The sequence below is a fragment of the Halomonas sp. BM-2019 genome (genome assembly GCF_017584085.1).
The window spans coordinates 1751744-1765968 of the sequence record NZ_CP071922.1; the positions used below are offsets into that span (position 1 = coordinate 1751744).

Here is a 14225-nt window from a genome sequence, read left to right on the forward strand (position 1 = left end):
TGCTCGCCTATCACCTGCCGCTGGATGCCCATGCCTGCCTGGGCAACAACGCCGAGCTGGGCCGTCGGCTCGACTTCCGGGTCGAGGGCTGCGCCGACGGGGAGCTCGGCGAGGGACTGCTGTGGCTGGGGGCGCCGCCCGGGGGGCTGGCGGCCCGGGACCTGGCCGCCCATCTGGGGCGGCGCCTCGCGCGCGAGCCGCTGCTGGTGGAGGCGCCGAGCAAGGGCGAGATCCGTCGAGTGGCCTGGTGCACCGGCGGCGCCCAGGACATGATCGCCGCGGCCTGGGAGGCCGGGGCCGACGCCTTTATCTCCGGGGAGATCTCGGAGCGTACCACCCATCTGGCGCGGGAGCTCGGCATCCACTACCTGGCGGCGGGCCACCATGCCACCGAGCGCTATGGGGTCCAGGCGCTGGGGGAGTGGCTGGCGGTGGAGTGCGGCATCGAGCACCGCTTCGTGGATATCGACAACCCCGCCTGAGGCGGGGCAGGGCTATGGCCGATGGCGGCATCGCTCAAGGCTGTTCCGGCGAAAGGCCTGCGAGGGGGCGCCATTAACCCCTCCCTGGGGGCTACCTAGACCATCCCTGGTCCACGGACCCCCTCTCCGGCCTATCCCCGGCGCCTTTCGCTGACAAGACATCGGTGACTGCGATAGCCCTGGAGGCCGGGACGGTGAGGGGAGGAGATCAGTAGCGGGGCGGCTGCGGTGCCCTGGTGTTCTCGTCGCTCTTGAGGCCGAAATCCTCGGAGAGGGTGCCGCCCGTACCATCGGCATAGTCGCGCGGGGTGGGCAGCGCCTCGTCCGCCTCCGGGGCTGTCACTGGCGCGGCGGCGGGCTCCAGGCCGGCGCGGGGCGCGCCCTTGCCGCCCAGGCGGCGCGCATCCTGCGCCAGGTGGCTGGCCAGGGCCTCGCCGTCGCGCTGCAGGGCGGCCACCAGCCGGGAGACCTCGTCCAGGTGCTCGTCCACGCCCTCCCGCAGGGCCGCCAGCTCGCGGTCGCGCTCGGCGAGCCGCTTGCGCAGCTTCTGCAGGCTGGCGGCGCTCGAGTTGAGCAGGTGGTAGCCCAAGGCGCCCAGCCCGATGCCGGCGAACAGGCAGGCGATGGCCAGAATCCAGTTGATCTTGCTTGCTTCCACGTCAATCTCCCTGCGGCGATGGGGCGGCCCGCGGCGGGGCGGACCTGTCGTGGGGCTCGGCCCCGGCGCCCATTATAGGGCCGGGCCGCGGCGATGGGTCAACGCGGCCGCCGCCGGGGTCCGCCTGGCCGGTGCGTGCCGGCCCCTGGATGCGTATAATGTCCCTCTTATCCAAGCCGAGACGGTTCGTTACCCGCATGAGTGCCACGCCGACCCCACCCGAGTCCCGAGACGCTCGCCTGTCACCCACGGCCCGCTACCGCGCCGACCTGGAACGGGACGACTTCCAGTACGATCCTGCCCAGGAACAAGCGGTGACGCACCTGCAGCGCCTCTACGACGACCTGATGGTCGCACCGCGGAGTCGTCCGCGGGCCGTGCCGCCCCAGGGCAAGCTTGCTTCGCGCATGGCTGGCCTGTTCGGCAAGCGTGGCCGCCAGGCACCGGCAGCCGAGCCCGTGCTGCCCGAGGTCACGGGTCTCTATTTCTGGGGCGGGGTAGGGCGAGGCAAGACCTATCTGGTGGATGCCTTCTACGAGTCTCTGCCCTTCCCGGAGAAGATGCGGACCCATTTCCACCGCTTCATGCAGCGGGTGCACAATGAGCTGACCCACTACAAGGGGGAGAAGAACCCGCTGAAGCTGGTCGCCGCCAAGTTCGCCGACGAGGCGCGGGTGATCTGCTTCGATGAGTTCTTTGTCAAGGACATCACTGACGCCATGATCCTGGCCAATCTTCTCGAGGCATTGTTCGAGCATGGCGTGGTGTTGGTGGCGACCTCCAATATCGTCCCCGACGACCTCTACAAGGATGGTCTGCAGCGGGCGCGTTTCCTTCCCGCCATCGAGCTGCTCAAGCGCCACTGCGAGGTGGTCAATGTCGATTCGGGCATCGACTACCGGCTGCGCGCCCTGGAGCGCGCCGAGATCTTCCACGCCCCTCTGGATGAGGCCGCCGAGGTGGAGCTGGCGCGCAGCTTCCGCGAGATTGCCGGCCATGAGGGCGAGGCGAACGCGCCCGTCGAGATCAATCATCGGGTGCTGCACGCCCGGCGCCTGCACGACGACGTAGTGTGGTTCGAATTCGAGGAGCTCTGCGATGGACCGCGCAGCCAGAACGACTACATCGAGCTGGCCCGGGAGTTTCACAGCGTGCTGGTCTCCAACGTCACGCGCATGAACGCCGCGACCGACGATCAGGCGAGGCGCTTCATCAACATGGTCGATGAGTTCTACGACCGCGGCGTCAAGCTGCTGATGTCTGCCGAGGCGCCGGCCGAGCAGCTCTACGCCGACGGTCGGCTGGAGTTCGAGTTCCAGCGCACCCTGTCGCGGCTTCAGGAGATGCAGTCCCGCGAGTACCTGGCGCTGCCCCACAAGCCCTGAGCAGCATTGCAAGTCGGGCGGCGCCTCGTGTAGAATTCGCGCGCTCTACTCGTTGCTCTCGCCATTCGGTGAGCGGCAACCAAGAAGAATAGGGATGGTTCGAGCCCGACCGGCAGCGAACCCAATACATTTTAACTGGTGATAGCTTCATGAAGACGTTCACTGCTAAGCCGCAGTCCGTCCAGCGCGACTGGTTCGTCGTCGACGCCACGGACAAGACGCTCGGCCGCCTGGCCACCGAAATCGCTCGTCGCCTGCGCGGCAAGCACAAGCCGGAGTTCACCCCGCACGTCGATACCGGCGACTACATCGTCGTGATCAACGCCGAGAAGGTGAAGGTCACCGGCAACAAGGCCAAGGCCAAGACCTACTACCGTCACACCGGCTATCCCGGTGGCCTGCGCTCCATGACCTTCGACAAGCTGATCGAGCATGCGCCCGAGCGCATCATCGAAGGCGCCGTCAAGGGCATGCTGCCCAAGGGTCCCCTGGGTCGCGCCATGTATTCCAAGCTCAAGGTCTATGCCGGTGCCGAGCATCCGCACGTCGCCCAGCAGCCGCAAGAACTGAACATCTGAGGGAGTCTTCGCCATGACACAGCAGTATTACGGTACCGGGCGCCGCAAGACCTCGACCGCCCGCGTCTTCCTGAAGCCGGGCAGCGGCAAGATCACCGTCAACAGCCGCGACCTGAATGAATACTTCGGCCGCGTCACCGGCCGCATGGTGGTCCGTCAGCCCCTCGAGCTGACCGACACCCTGAACCAGTTCGACGTCTTCGTTACCGTCAAGGGCGGCGGCGGGTCGGCCCAGGCCGGCGCCATCCGCCACGGCATCACCCGTGCCCTGATGGAGTACAACGAGGAGTTCCGCAGCCAGCTGCGTGAAGCCGGCTACGTGACCCGCGACGCCCGTCAGGTCGAGCGCAAGAAGGTCGGCCTGCGCAAGGCGCGTCGTCGCCCGCAGTTCTCCAAGCGTTAAGCGCCGGCTATTGCGCGCCAACGCTCACGCCCGAGTCATCGACTCGGGCGTTTTTATTTGTAGATCAGTAGGTTGCTGCGCGGGTTACACCTTGGTCAAGGGTCGTTGTCCTTGTGTGACGCAGCGTATTTTCTTACTATAGAGCGCATTTGGTATCCGTGTTCGCGGGATGCTGTCCACCCGTGATGGATCAACGGGTAAGCTGATGGGAGAAACCTTGAAATGGCAGATAACGGCGTAAACAAGGGTCGGCGCCGTTTCCTCGTAGGTGCCACCACCGTCGTGGGTGCGGTGGGTGCCGTCGGGGTAGCGGTCCCCTTTGTGGCTTCCTGGCAGCCCAGTGCCAGGGCGAGAGCAGCGGGTGCGCCCGTTCAGGCGGATATCTCCAAGCTCGAGCCGGGTCAGCGCATGACCGTCGAGTGGCGGGGGCGCCCGGTATGGATCATCAACCGCACGCCCGAGATGATCGAGCGAACCGAAGGCTTCGATGGCTCGCGGCTGGTGGATCCGGACTCCAGCGTGCCGCAGCAGCCGAGCTACGTCACCGGCCCGCTGCGCTCGATCCGACCCGAAATCGGCGTACTGATCGGCATCTGTACCCACCTGGGCTGCTCGCCGCTCTTCCGTCCCGAGCCGGATGCGGTTGACATGAGTGGCTGGCCGGGTGGCTTCTTCTGCCCCTGCCACGGCTCCTACTTCGACCTGGCGGGTCGCGTGTTCCGCAACGTGCCGGCACCTTCCAACCTGGAGGTGCCGCCGTACCGCTTCGAGACCGATGACATCATCATCGTCGGTGAAGACGAGGAGGCTGCCTGATGGGTAACCCGAACAAGGTGAAGGCGGAAAAGGGCCTGATGCGCTGGGTGGATGATCGCTTTCCCGCCACTCAGATGGTCCAGGACCACCTGACCAAGTACTACGCCCCCCGGAACTTCGACTTCTGGTACTTCTTCGGCTCGCTGGCCCTGCTGCTGCTGGTCAATCAGATCCTCACCGGTGTCTGGCTGACCATGAGCTACAACCCCTCCGGCGAGGGCGCCTTCGCCTCCGTCGAGTACATCATGCGCGACGTGGAGTGGGGCTGGCTGATTCGCTACATGCACTCCACCGGGGCCTCGGCCTTCTTCGTGGTGATCTACCTGCACATGTTCCGCGGGCTGCTCTACGGCTCCTACAAGGCGCCCCGCGAGCTGGTGTGGATCTTCGGCATGGCCATCTACCTGCTGCTGATGGCCGAGGCCTTCATGGGCTACCTGCTGCCCTGGGGCCAGATGTCCTACTGGGGCGCCCAGGTGATCATCTCGCTGTTTGCCACCATTCCCTTTATCGGTCCTGACCTGGCCCAGTGGATCCGCGGCGACTACCTGATCTCCGGTATCACCCTGAACCGCTTCTTCGCCCTGCACGTGGTGGCGCTGCCCATCGTGATCCTGGCGCTGGTGGTGCTGCACCTGATTGCCCTGCATGAGGTCGGCTCCAACAACCCGGACGGCATCGACATCAAGGAGAAGAAGGACGAGACCGGCAAGCCGCTGGACGGCATTCCCTTCCACCCCTACTACACGGTGAAAGACATCTTCGGCGTGGCGGTGTTCCTGTTCGTCTTCGCGGTGGTGATCTTCTACTTCCCCGAGGGCGGCGGCTACTTCCTCGAGCGGCCCAACTTCGAGCCGGCCAACCCCATGGTGACCCCGGACCATATCGCGCCGGTATGGTACTTCACGCCCTTCTACGCGATCCTGCGGGCGATCACCTTCGATATTGGCCCCCTGCCGGCCGAGTTCCTGGGCGTGGTCTTCATGGGCGGTGCCATCGCCGTGCTCTTCGTGCTGCCCTGGCTCGACCGTAGCCCGGTGCGCTCCATGCGCTACAAGGGCTGGATGTCCAAGTCGATGCTGATCCTGTTCGCCATCAGCTTCGTGGTCCTGGGGGTCCTGGGGGCCATTCCGGCCACGCCGATCCGTACGGCGGTGGCACAGCTGTGCACCGTGCTCTACTTCCTCTTCTTCCTGCTGATGCCGCTGTACACCAAGCTGGAGAAGACCAAACCCGTTCCGGAGAGGGTGACTGGCTAATGAAAAAGCAACTCTTCGCACTGTTCTTCGCGCTGTTGCCCTTGGCGGGCATGGCGGCGCCGCTGCCGCCACAGCCCTTCTCGATGACGCCGGACATCAACGATCAGGCGTCCCTGCAGCGGGGCATGCAGCTCTATGTGAACTACTGCATGGGCTGTCACGCCCTGGAGCACCAGCGCTTCGCCCGGGCAGCGAGCGATCTGGGTATTCCCCAGGACCTGATGGAGGAGAACCTGATCTTCTCCTCGGAGCTGGCCTTCAACGACCAGATGCATATCGCCATGCAGCCGGGCGACTCCGAGAGCTGGTTCGGGGTGACGCCGCCGGACCTCACGCTGTTCAACCGGATCAGGGGGTCGGACTACATCTACTCCTACCTGCTGGGGTTCTACCGTGACCCGAGCCAACCGCTCGGCGTCAACAACATCGTGCTCGAGGCGCCGGCCATGCCCAACGTGCTCGAGCCCCTGCAGGGCGTGCAGGAGATGGTGTGCAGCGAGAGCGACCGCCCCATTCCGGGCGCCGAGCTCGACCCGCTGACCGGCAAGTACCAGTCCTGTGAGGTGCTGCAGGTGACCCGCTCGGGCAGCATGGAGCCGGACGAGTTCGAGGAGGCCATGTACGACCTGACCAACTTCCTGGTCTACGTGGGTGAGCCCTCCAAGCTGCAGGCCCAGGCCCTGGCGCCCAAGGTACTGATCTTCATCTTTATCTTCGGTGTCATCGCCTATCTGCTCAAGCGCGAGTACTGGCGCGACATCCACTGATCCATTGCGGTGGAGACGTCTGGGGGCGTATGGCCGAGGGCCATGCGCCCCCTGTGGTTTGTGGGGAGGCGCGTGGCCCGGCCACGCGGGGACCTGCCCGTCGTGTTATCATTGCCGTTCGAACTGATGCGAGGATTGTTTCATGGGTGTAGTGGCCAAACGGTCGTCGATGACCTTCTACTCGGGTGGTGCTGATCACCTGAGCCATCGCGTGCGTATCGTGCTCGCCGAGAAGGGCGTGGCGGTGGATATCGTCGAGGTCACCGACGAGCAGCACCCCGAGGAGCTCGCCGACCTCAACCCCTACAACAGCGTGCCCACCCTGCTGGACCGGGAGCTGGTGCTCTACGAGTCCAAGGTGATGATGGAATACCTGGACGAGCGCTTCCCGCATCCGCCGCTGCTGCCGGTCTACCCGGTGGCGCGGGCCCAGAGTCGCCTGTGGATGCACCGCATCGAGCGCGAGTGGTGTCCGCTGGTGGAGCAGATCGAGCGGGGCCCCAAGAAGGAGGCCGAAAAGGCGCGCAAGGAACTGCGCGAGAGCCTGATCGGCATCTCGCCGATCTTCGAGGACATGGCGTTCTTCATGAGTGATGAGTTCACCCTGGTGGACTGCTGCCTGGCCCCGCTCCTCTGGCGCCTGCCGGCGCTGGGCATCGAGCTGCCCGAGAAGCAGGTCAAGCCGCTGCTCGGCTACATGGAGCGGGTCTTCGAGCGCGACGGCTTCAAGTCCTCGCTCAGCGAGCAAGAGCGCGAGATGCGCAGTTGAACCCACCGCTGCCCCGCCGGGGCTGCCGACATCAGGAGGGCCGCCGATGCCATCCCGTCGCCCCAATTCAAGTCGCCCCTACCTGGCCAGGGCCCTTTACCAGTGGCTGCTGGACAATGACCTGACGCCCTATATCGTCGTCGACGCCGAGCAGCCGGGCGTGGAGGTGCCGCGCCAGTTCGTGCAGAACGGCCAGATCGTGCTGAACCTCTCGCCCAGCGCGGTGCGCGACCTCTACATGGAGAACGAGGCGCTGGGCTTCTCGGCCCGCTTCGGCGGCCAACCCATGCAGGTGATGGTGCCGAGCGCCGCCCTGGTCGCCATCTATGCCCGCGAGAACGGCGTGGGCATGGTGTTCGGCCACGAGCCGGTGATGCCCCTGGAGGCGGTCCAGGACGAGGAGGGCGGCCCGGCCCTCTCCAGCGTGGAGTCCGACTCCCAGGAACCGGGCGCCGACGAGGCGGGCGAGAAGCCGCGCAAGGGCAAGCCCTCGCTGCGGGTGATCAAGTAGCCCGATCTCGTCCTCGACTAACGCAGAACGGCAGGCCAGTGGGTACCGTGGGGGCCAGGCGGCTCAGTCCAGGTAATCGAAGACCTTGACGATACGCTGCATGCCGCCGGCGTTGGCGACGGCCTCGACGATGCGGTCGGCCTCGCCGCGGTTGACGATCCCCATCAGGTAGACGGTGTTGTTCTCGGTGATCACCCGGATGCGCCCGGAGTCGATGCGGTCGTTGGCGGCCAGGTTGGTACGGAGGCGGGTGTTGAGCCAGGTGTCGGAGATCCGCTGGCTGGCCGGCAGGTTGGCGGCGACGCTGAGCTCGTTGTGCACCTCGCGTACGTTGCGGACCTCCCGGGCGACCTCGCTGGCCTTCTCCTTGAGCTCCTGGCTCGGCACCTGCCCGGTGAGCAGCACCACCCCGTTGTAGGCATCCACGTTGATGCGGGCATCGCCCAGGCGGGCGTCGCTGCGGCGCAGGTTGTGGCCGATCTTGGTCTCGATGTTCTGGTCCTCGACCTGGGTGCCGACGGTGCGCTTGCCGTAGTTCTCGTCGATGGTGCCCTGGTGGGTGACGCCGGTGACGGTGGCGCAGCCGGCGAGGCCCAAGGCGGCGGCCAGCAGCAGGGGGGTGAGCAGGGGCTTGCGGATCATGGGCTTCACTCGCTTGTACCGAAGAGTTGTTCGTCGATCAGGTCGCAGAGGCAGTGGATCACCAGCAGGTGGACCTCCTGGATGCGAGCCGTGGAGGTGGCGGGCACGCGGATCTCGCAGTCGTCCTGGCCGAGCAGCGAGGCCATGTTGCCGCCGTCGCGGCCGGTGAGCGCCACCACCGTCATGTCGCGGTCGTGGGCGGCCTGGATCGCCTGGATGACGTTGGCCGAATTGCCGCTGGTAGAGATCGCCAGCAGGATGTCGCCGGGCTGGCCCAGGGCGCGCACCTGCTTGGAGAAGACCTCGTTGTAGCTGTAGTCGTTGGCGATGGAGGTCAGCGTCGAGGTGTCGGTGGTCAAGGCCAGCGCCGGCAGGCTGGGGCGCTCGCGCTCGAAGCGGTTGAGCAGCTCGGAGGAGAAGTGCTGGCTGTCCCCGGCGCTGCCGCCGTTGCCGCAGGCCAGGATCTTGCCCTCGCTGACCAGGCACTGGACCATCATCTGGCTGGCCACCTCGATGAACGGGGGCAGTACCTCGCTGGCGTAGGTCTTGGTGTCGATGCTGGCGTTGAAGTGGCCGAGAATGCGCTGCTGGAAATCCATGTGGGGGTCCGGGTCCTTTGGCAGTGGGGCTTGACCGGTCAGTGGGCCTCGAAGGCGTTGGCCACCCAGTCGAACTCGAGGTGGGGCCACTGACCGGTGACGGCGAGCACATCGAAGCGGCACGCACATGATAGCCGGTTGCGCTGGAGATAAAAACGCGCGGCCCTGACCAGGCGGCGCTGCTTGGCGGGGGTGACGGTCTCCAGCGGGTGGCCGTGGCGCGCGTCGGCCCGGTGGCGCACCTCGACGAACACCAGGGTCTCACCGTCGCGCATCACCAGGTCCAGCTCGCCCCCCTTGGCGTGCTGGTTGGCGGCCACCAGGTCCAGCCCGCGCTCGGCGAGCCAGGCCGCGGCGAGGCGCTCGATGGCCTCGCCGCGGGCGCGGGCGTCACGGGGCGTCGCCATCGCCGAACAGGCCGGGGATCAGGATCGGCTGGGGGATGCCGTTGACGAAGCGGGCCCAGGGCAGTTGGCGAGCGATGCGGCCGTCCCGGGCCGGGCTCAGGGTGCCGGTGGCGCCGTACAGCTCGCTGCCGGGCACGGCCTGCAGCTGGGGCAGGCGGCGGGCCAGCTCGAAGGCGTCGACGCCCATGGCATGCAGGCGGAAGAGCGTCGGGTCCGACTCCTCGCGCAGCTCCCGGTAGCTGCCGAGGAAGGGCAGCACCTCGACGCCGCCCACCGCGGCATCGGGAATCTGCCAGGGGATATCCAGGAACTGCACGTCGTTCAGGTCGTGGTCGAGCTGCGGGTTGAGCCGGCCCTCGAAGAGGTGGGAGGTGGCGTAGACCGGCAGGCGGCTGGCGTAGTAGTAGTCCAGGGTCGGGGGGACCTGGCGGGCGTAATCGGGCAGGGCCAGCAGGAACAGCATGTCCGGCCGCGGATTGGCGATGGCGCGGCGGGTGCTCTCGGTGGCCGGGGCGCCCGGGTTGTAGCGCACGGCGTTGGTCACCTCGCCGCCCAGGGCCTGCCATTCGTCCCAGAAGGCCTCGCCGACGCGGCGGCCCCAGTCGTTGTCGGGCACCAGCAGGGCGGCGCGGCGACGGCCGTCGCGCCAGGCGCGCCGGGCGGTCTGCCGCGCCTCGTCCTCGGCGGAGAGGCCGTACTGGAAGAGCCCCTCGGCGCGGTTGCGCTCGCCGTAGCCATAGTTCAGCGCCAGGGTGGGCAGCGGCACCCGGTCGAGCGCCTCCAGGCGGGTCACCTCGTCCTTGTCCAGGGGGCCGACCACGACCTGGGCGCCGCGGCTCTCGGCTTCCCGGTAGAGGGCCTCGAAATCGCTGTTGCTGGCGTCGATAAAGCTCAGCCGCACGTCGCTGCCTCCGGCATTGGTTGCCTGTCGCTGCTGGATGCGCATGCCCTCGGCGATGGCCGAGGCGGCGCTGGCCAGGGGGCCGGACTGCGGCAGCAGCACCGCGATATGGCGAACCTCGAGGCCGCGCAGCTCACGCAGGGCGAGCAGGTCGGCGGGCAGCTGGCGAGCCGCCGGGTGGCGGGCGTTGCGTTCGCGCCAGTCATCCAGGCGGGCGAAGAGCCGCTCGAGGTCGCCGCCGCTGGCGCGGTAGAGCTCGGCGAGGGCCACCCAGCCGCGGCCCAGGTCGGTGTCGACCTCGCGGGAGAGCGCGCTCAGGGCCTGGCCATCCAGCTCGCTCAGCGCCGACCAGATCGGGTCGTTGAGCGCCGCGGCCTCGGTTCTCGCCTGGACCCACAGCAGCGCCTCGGCCGCCGCCGCGGGTTCGTCCACCTCGAGCAGCGCCAGACCCTGTCGCTGGCGCAGGCTCAGCGCCTGGTCGCGGTCCAGGGCCAGGGCGTCCAGCTCCTGGGTGGCCTGGATCACCGCCCAGGGTTCGCCCAGCGCCTCGCCGAGGTCGGCCAGCAGCAGGGCCCAGCGGGTGCGCGGCTCGCGCTCGAGCAGGCTGTCATCGATGTCCGCGGCGACCTCCAGCGCCTGGGTGCGCTCCCCCTGGCGTGCTAGGATGTCGGCCGCCTCCAGCCGGGTCCTGGCCGCCTGGGCCGGCTCCTGCTGGGCGGCCTGTTCGAGCAGGCGGCCCGGGTCGTCGTCGGTCACGCGATCGATGATGCCGGGCGGGGCGGCGCATCCCACCAGCAGCATCGCGGTGAGCGCGGCGGCCAACAGGCCGCGTGTGGGTATCCGCATGAATCCATCCTTCGTCCGTTGTGTCGGGAGCTTGCCGAGGAGCCGCCATGCCAGACGCGAACTCTGCTTCATTGTACGTGGTCGCCACGCCGATTGGGAATCTGGAGGACCTGAGCCCCCGCGCCGCCAGGCTGCTGGGGGAGGTGTCGCTGATCGCCGCCGAGGATACCCGCCATACCGGCCGCCTGCTGCGCCACCTGGGCCTCTCGGTGCCGATGCTCTCGCTGCACGAGCACAACGAGGCGGCTCGGGTCGAGCGGCTCGATAGGCGCCTGGCCGCCGGCGAGTCGATCGCCCTGGTCTCGGATGCCGGCACGCCCCTGATCAGCGACCCGGGCTTCGTGCTGGTGCGTGAACTGCGCGCCCGGGGACGCCACATCGTCCCGGTGCCGGGGCCCTGTGCCCTGGTGGCGGCCCTCTCCGCGGCGGGACTGCCCACCGACCGCTTCACCTTCCAGGGCTTCCTGCCGGCCAAGGGGGGCGGGCGCCGTGCCCGCCTGGCGGCCCTGGCGGCACGGGAGGAGACCCTGGTCTTCTACGAGTCCCCGCACCGTATTCGCGACACCCTGGCCGACCTGGCCGCCGTGCTCGGCGAGCGGCGCCTGGTGCTGGCCCGGGAGCTGACCAAGACCTTCGAGACCTTCCTCGAGGGTTCGGCCGAGGCGCTGCTCGGGCGCCTGGAGGCCGACCCGGACCAGGCCCGCGGCGAGTTCGTGGTGATGGTGGCCGGTGCCGCGCCCCGGGACGAGGAGGAGGCCTCCGTGGTGGAGGGCGAGGCGCTGCTCGCCGCGCTACTGGCCGAGGGCGTCGGCGTCAAGCAGGCGGCCGCGGTGGCGGCGCGGGTGCTGGGCGGCGCCCGGAAGGTCTGGTATGCCCGCGCCCAGGCGTTGAAGGACGCTGCTTGTTGAGGGGGTGTCGGGGCGCTGGTATGCTTGCCGCGGGAGTCGGCCAGACAGTCGCCGCCGGAGTGATCCGGGGGAGGAAAGTCCGGGCTCCACAGGGCAGAGTGCCAGGTAACGCCTGGGCGGCGTGAGCCGACGGAAAGTGCAGCAGAGAGCAGACCGCCTACGTCTCCTTCGGGAGGCCGGCAAGGGTGAAAGGGTGCGGTAAGAGCGCACCGCGCGCCTGGTAACAGTGCGTGGCACGGTAAACCCCACTCGGAGCAAGACCAAATAGGAACCCCATGGCGTGGCCCGCGTCGGGTTCGGGTAGGTTGCTTGAGGGTCGCGGTGACGCGGCCCCTAGAGGAATGACTGTCCACGACAGAACCCGGCTTATCGGCCGGCTCCCCCCAGATTTCCTGCATGCCGGGTACGCGCCCGGCATCCCTTGCCGCCGACCGAGAAGCGCATGTCGTCATCCGCCCCTGACACTCCCCCGCGCGGTTTCCGCCATGCCAGCGTACTGCTCGATGGGGCCGTGGAGGCCCTGGTGCATGACGCCGATGGGGTCTACCTGGATGGCACCTTCGGCCGCGGTGGCCACTCGCGCGCCATTCTCGAGCGCCTGTCGCCGGCCGGGCGGCTGATCGCCATCGACCGCGACCCCCAGGCCATCGCGGAAGCCGCGACCCTTGATGATGCCCGCTTCACCATCGAGCGCGCCGAGTTCGCCCGCCTGGGCGAGATCGCCCGCCGCTGCGGCGTGCACGGCCGGCTCGCCGGCATCCTGCTCGACGTGGGCGTCTCGTCGCCCCAGCTCGACGACCCGGAGCGCGGCTTCAGCTTCCTGCGCGATGGCCCCCTGGACATGCGCATGGACCCGACTCAGGGCGAGAGTGCCGCGGCCTTCATCTCCCGCGCCAGCGAGGGCGAGCTGGTCCGGGTGTTCAAGGAGTTCGGCGAGGAGCGCTACGCCCGGCGGCTGGCCAAGGCCATCGTGGCCCGGCGCGGCGAGCGTCCCTTCGCGCGCACCGCGGATCTCGCCGAGGTGGTCAAGGTCGCCCACCCCGCCTGGGAGAAGCACAAGCATCCCGCGACGCGGGTCTTCCAGGCGCTGCGGATCCAGGTCAACGCCGAGCTGGAGCAGCTCGATGCGGCCCTGGCCGCCGCCCTGGAGGCCCTGGCTCCCGGCGGCCACCTGGTGGTGATCAGCTTTCATTCCCTGGAGGATCGCCGCGTCAAGCGCTTCATCCGCCACCATGTGCGCGGTGACACCCATCTGCCACGGGGCATCCCCGTGCCGGATGCCGAGCTCGAGCGTCGGCTGGAGGCGCTGGGCAAGGCTCGGCGACCCGGTCCCGAAGAGGTGGACCAGAACCCGCGGGCGCGCAGCGCGGTGATGCGGGTGGCGCGCAAGCGGTACTGAAGGAGACGACATGGCACAGGGACGAACGTCGACATCCGGATTCGGTTGGCCGCTGGCCATCCGTCCCAGTCTGCCGCTGCTGGTGGTGTTGGCGTTGGTGGCGGCCTGCCTGGGCAGCGCCCTGGCGGTGATCACTGCCAGCCACCTGACCCGTGACCAGTACGGGCGGCTGCAGCAACTCGAGCGCGAGCAGCAGCAGCTGCAGACCGAGTGGGGGCAGCTGCTGCTCGAGGAGAGTGCCTGGTCGTCGCCGGCCCGCATCGAGCGGCTGGCCATGGAGCGGCTGGAGATGCGCCTGCCCGATGTCGACGAGGTCGAGGTGATCCGGCCATGAGCACCGAGGTCCGCAGCGGCGTCACGCCGCGACGCCCGCCGCCCATGGCGCCCATGGGCGGGTTGCGCTACGGGATCATGCTGGCCATCGTGCTGCTGGGCCTGGGGCTGCTGGTGGGGCGCATCGTGATCCTCCACGTGGTCGACCGTCCCTTCCTGCAGGGGCAGGGCGACGCCCGCACCCTGCGCACCGACCCGATTCCCGCCCACCGCGGCATGATCGCCGACCGTAACGGCGAGCCCCTGGCCATCTCCACCCCGGTGGTGACCCTGTGGGCCAACCCCCAGGACGTGCCGGACGACCCCATCCAGCGCCTGCAGCTGGCCAGGGCCCTGGGCATGGAGCTTGACGATCTCGACGCGCGCCTGGCGCGCTTCGCCTCCCGGGAGTTCATGTACCTGCGCCGCCAGCTGACGCCGGAGGCGGCGCAGCGGGTGCTGGACCTGCGCATTCCCGGGGTCTATCGCCAGGACGAGTACAAGCGCTACTACCCGGCGGGGGAGGTGACCGCCCAGCTGCTCGGCGTGACCAACGTCGACGACGTGGGCCAGGAGGGCCTCG

Annotated in this window: 17 protein-coding genes, 1 other RNA gene and 1 pseudogene; 14 read left to right on the plus strand and 5 right to left on the minus strand. The window is 68.3% G+C overall.

Annotation, left to right across the window (positions count from 1 at the left end; translation table 11 throughout):
• Positions 1 to 482: Nif3-like dinuclear metal center hexameric protein (locus J5F18_RS08830; protein ID WP_346301878.1), on the plus strand; the 482-nt coding region annotated here is incomplete at its 5' end.
• A gap of 208 nt (positions 483 to 690) precedes the next feature.
• Here the strand turns inward: J5F18_RS08830 and J5F18_RS08835 are convergent.
• Positions 691 to 1140 carry a DUF1043 family protein gene (locus J5F18_RS08835; protein WP_346301879.1) on the minus strand — a complete coding sequence of 150 codons (450 nt, stop codon included), beginning with the start codon at positions 1138 to 1140 and terminating at the stop codon, positions 691 to 693.
• A 197-nt stretch (positions 1141 to 1337) separates the two neighbouring features.
• Here J5F18_RS08835 and zapE point away from each other — a divergent pair, with 197 nt between their 5' ends.
• From zapE to J5F18_RS08875, 8 genes are all read left to right on the plus strand, one after another.
• Complete coding sequence (gene zapE, locus J5F18_RS08840; protein WP_346301880.1) at positions 1338 to 2525, plus strand: cell division protein ZapE; 1188 nt, start codon at positions 1338 to 1340, stop codon at positions 2523 to 2525.
• 149 nt (positions 2526 to 2674) lie between these two features.
• A complete protein-coding gene (gene rplM, locus J5F18_RS08845) occupies positions 2675 to 3103 on the plus strand; it encodes a 50S ribosomal protein L13 (protein WP_346301881.1) in 429 nt (142 codons plus the stop codon).
• A 13-nt stretch (positions 3104 to 3116) separates the two neighbouring features.
• A complete protein-coding gene (gene rpsI / locus J5F18_RS08850) occupies positions 3117 to 3506 on the plus strand; it encodes a 30S ribosomal protein S9 (RefSeq protein WP_346301882.1) in 390 nt (129 codons plus the stop codon).
• A gap of 222 nt (positions 3507 to 3728) precedes the next feature.
• Positions 3729 to 4322: a ubiquinol-cytochrome c reductase iron-sulfur subunit gene (gene petA, locus J5F18_RS08855; protein ID WP_346301883.1), complete on the plus strand. Its 594-nt coding sequence runs from the start codon at positions 3729 to 3731 to the stop codon at positions 4320 to 4322.
• A complete protein-coding gene (locus tag J5F18_RS08860) occupies positions 4322 to 5581 on the plus strand; it encodes a cytochrome bc complex cytochrome b subunit (protein ID WP_346301884.1) in 1260 nt (419 codons plus the stop codon). Before petA ends, J5F18_RS08860 begins: the two co-directional genes overlap by 1 nt.
• The gene (locus tag J5F18_RS08865; protein WP_346301885.1) at positions 5581 to 6348 is read left to right on the plus strand and encodes a cytochrome c1; all 768 of its coding nucleotides are present in this window, start codon (positions 5581 to 5583) and stop codon (positions 6346 to 6348) included. Before J5F18_RS08860 ends, J5F18_RS08865 begins: the two co-directional genes overlap by 1 nt.
• A 142-nt stretch (positions 6349 to 6490) precedes the next feature.
• On the plus strand, positions 6491 to 7117 hold the full coding sequence (gene sspA / locus J5F18_RS08870) for a stringent starvation protein SspA (protein WP_346301886.1): 627 nt from the start codon (positions 6491 to 6493) through the stop codon (positions 7115 to 7117).
• Positions 7118 to 7163: 46 nt separating this feature from the next.
• Positions 7164 to 7628: a ClpXP protease specificity-enhancing factor gene (locus J5F18_RS08875; protein WP_346301887.1), complete on the plus strand. Its 465-nt coding sequence runs from the start codon at positions 7164 to 7166 to the stop codon at positions 7626 to 7628.
• A 63-nt stretch (positions 7629 to 7691) separates the two neighbouring features.
• Here the strand turns inward: J5F18_RS08875 and J5F18_RS08880 are convergent, their stop codons facing one another.
• Genes J5F18_RS08880 through J5F18_RS08895 form a run of 4 tightly spaced genes read right to left on the minus strand, consistent with a single transcriptional unit; the run spans position 7692 to position 11023 of the window.
• A complete protein-coding gene (locus J5F18_RS08880; protein ID WP_346301888.1) occupies positions 7692 to 8270 on the minus strand; it encodes a BON domain-containing protein in 579 nt (192 codons plus the stop codon).
• Between the two features lie 5 nt (positions 8271 to 8275).
• Complete coding sequence (locus J5F18_RS08885; RefSeq protein ID WP_346301889.1) at positions 8276 to 8869, minus strand: phosphoheptose isomerase; 594 nt, start codon at positions 8867 to 8869, stop codon at positions 8276 to 8278.
• Between the two features lie 38 nt (positions 8870 to 8907).
• Positions 8908 to 9276, minus strand: coding sequence for a YraN family protein (locus J5F18_RS08890; RefSeq protein WP_346301890.1), 369 nt, complete (start codon positions 9274 to 9276; stop codon positions 8908 to 8910).
• Positions 9260 to 11023 carry a penicillin-binding protein activator gene (locus J5F18_RS08895; RefSeq protein WP_346301891.1) on the minus strand — a complete coding sequence of 588 codons (1764 nt, stop codon included), beginning with the start codon at positions 11021 to 11023 and terminating at the stop codon, positions 9260 to 9262. Before J5F18_RS08895 ends, J5F18_RS08890 begins: the two co-directional genes overlap by 17 nt.
• A 47-nt stretch (positions 11024 to 11070) precedes the next feature.
• On the opposite strand from J5F18_RS08895, the gene rsmI reads away from it, so the two are divergent.
• The 5 genes and pseudogenes from rsmI to J5F18_RS08920 form a co-directional block, all read left to right on the plus strand.
• Positions 11071 to 11931 carry a 16S rRNA (cytidine(1402)-2'-O)-methyltransferase gene (gene rsmI / locus J5F18_RS08900; RefSeq protein WP_346301892.1) on the plus strand — a complete coding sequence of 287 codons (861 nt, stop codon included), beginning with the start codon at positions 11071 to 11073 and terminating at the stop codon, positions 11929 to 11931.
• 32 nt (positions 11932 to 11963) lie between these two features.
• Positions 11964 to 12316: RNase P RNA component class A (gene rnpB, locus J5F18_RS08905), an RNA gene on the plus strand.
• Between the two features lie 57 nt (positions 12317 to 12373).
• Positions 12374 to 13330 (plus strand): 16S rRNA (cytosine(1402)-N(4))-methyltransferase RsmH, encoded by a 957-nt coding sequence (gene rsmH / locus J5F18_RS08910; protein ID WP_346301893.1) that lies wholly within the window; start codon positions 12374 to 12376, stop codon positions 13328 to 13330.
• 10 nt (positions 13331 to 13340) lie between these two features.
• Positions 13341 to 13664 (plus strand): cell division protein FtsL, encoded by a 324-nt coding sequence (ftsL, locus tag J5F18_RS08915; protein WP_346301894.1) that lies wholly within the window; start codon positions 13341 to 13343, stop codon positions 13662 to 13664.
• A 113-nt stretch (positions 13665 to 13777) separates the two neighbouring features.
• Positions 13778 to 14225: pseudogene (locus tag J5F18_RS08920) on the plus strand (penicillin-binding protein 2); the annotation flags it as partial.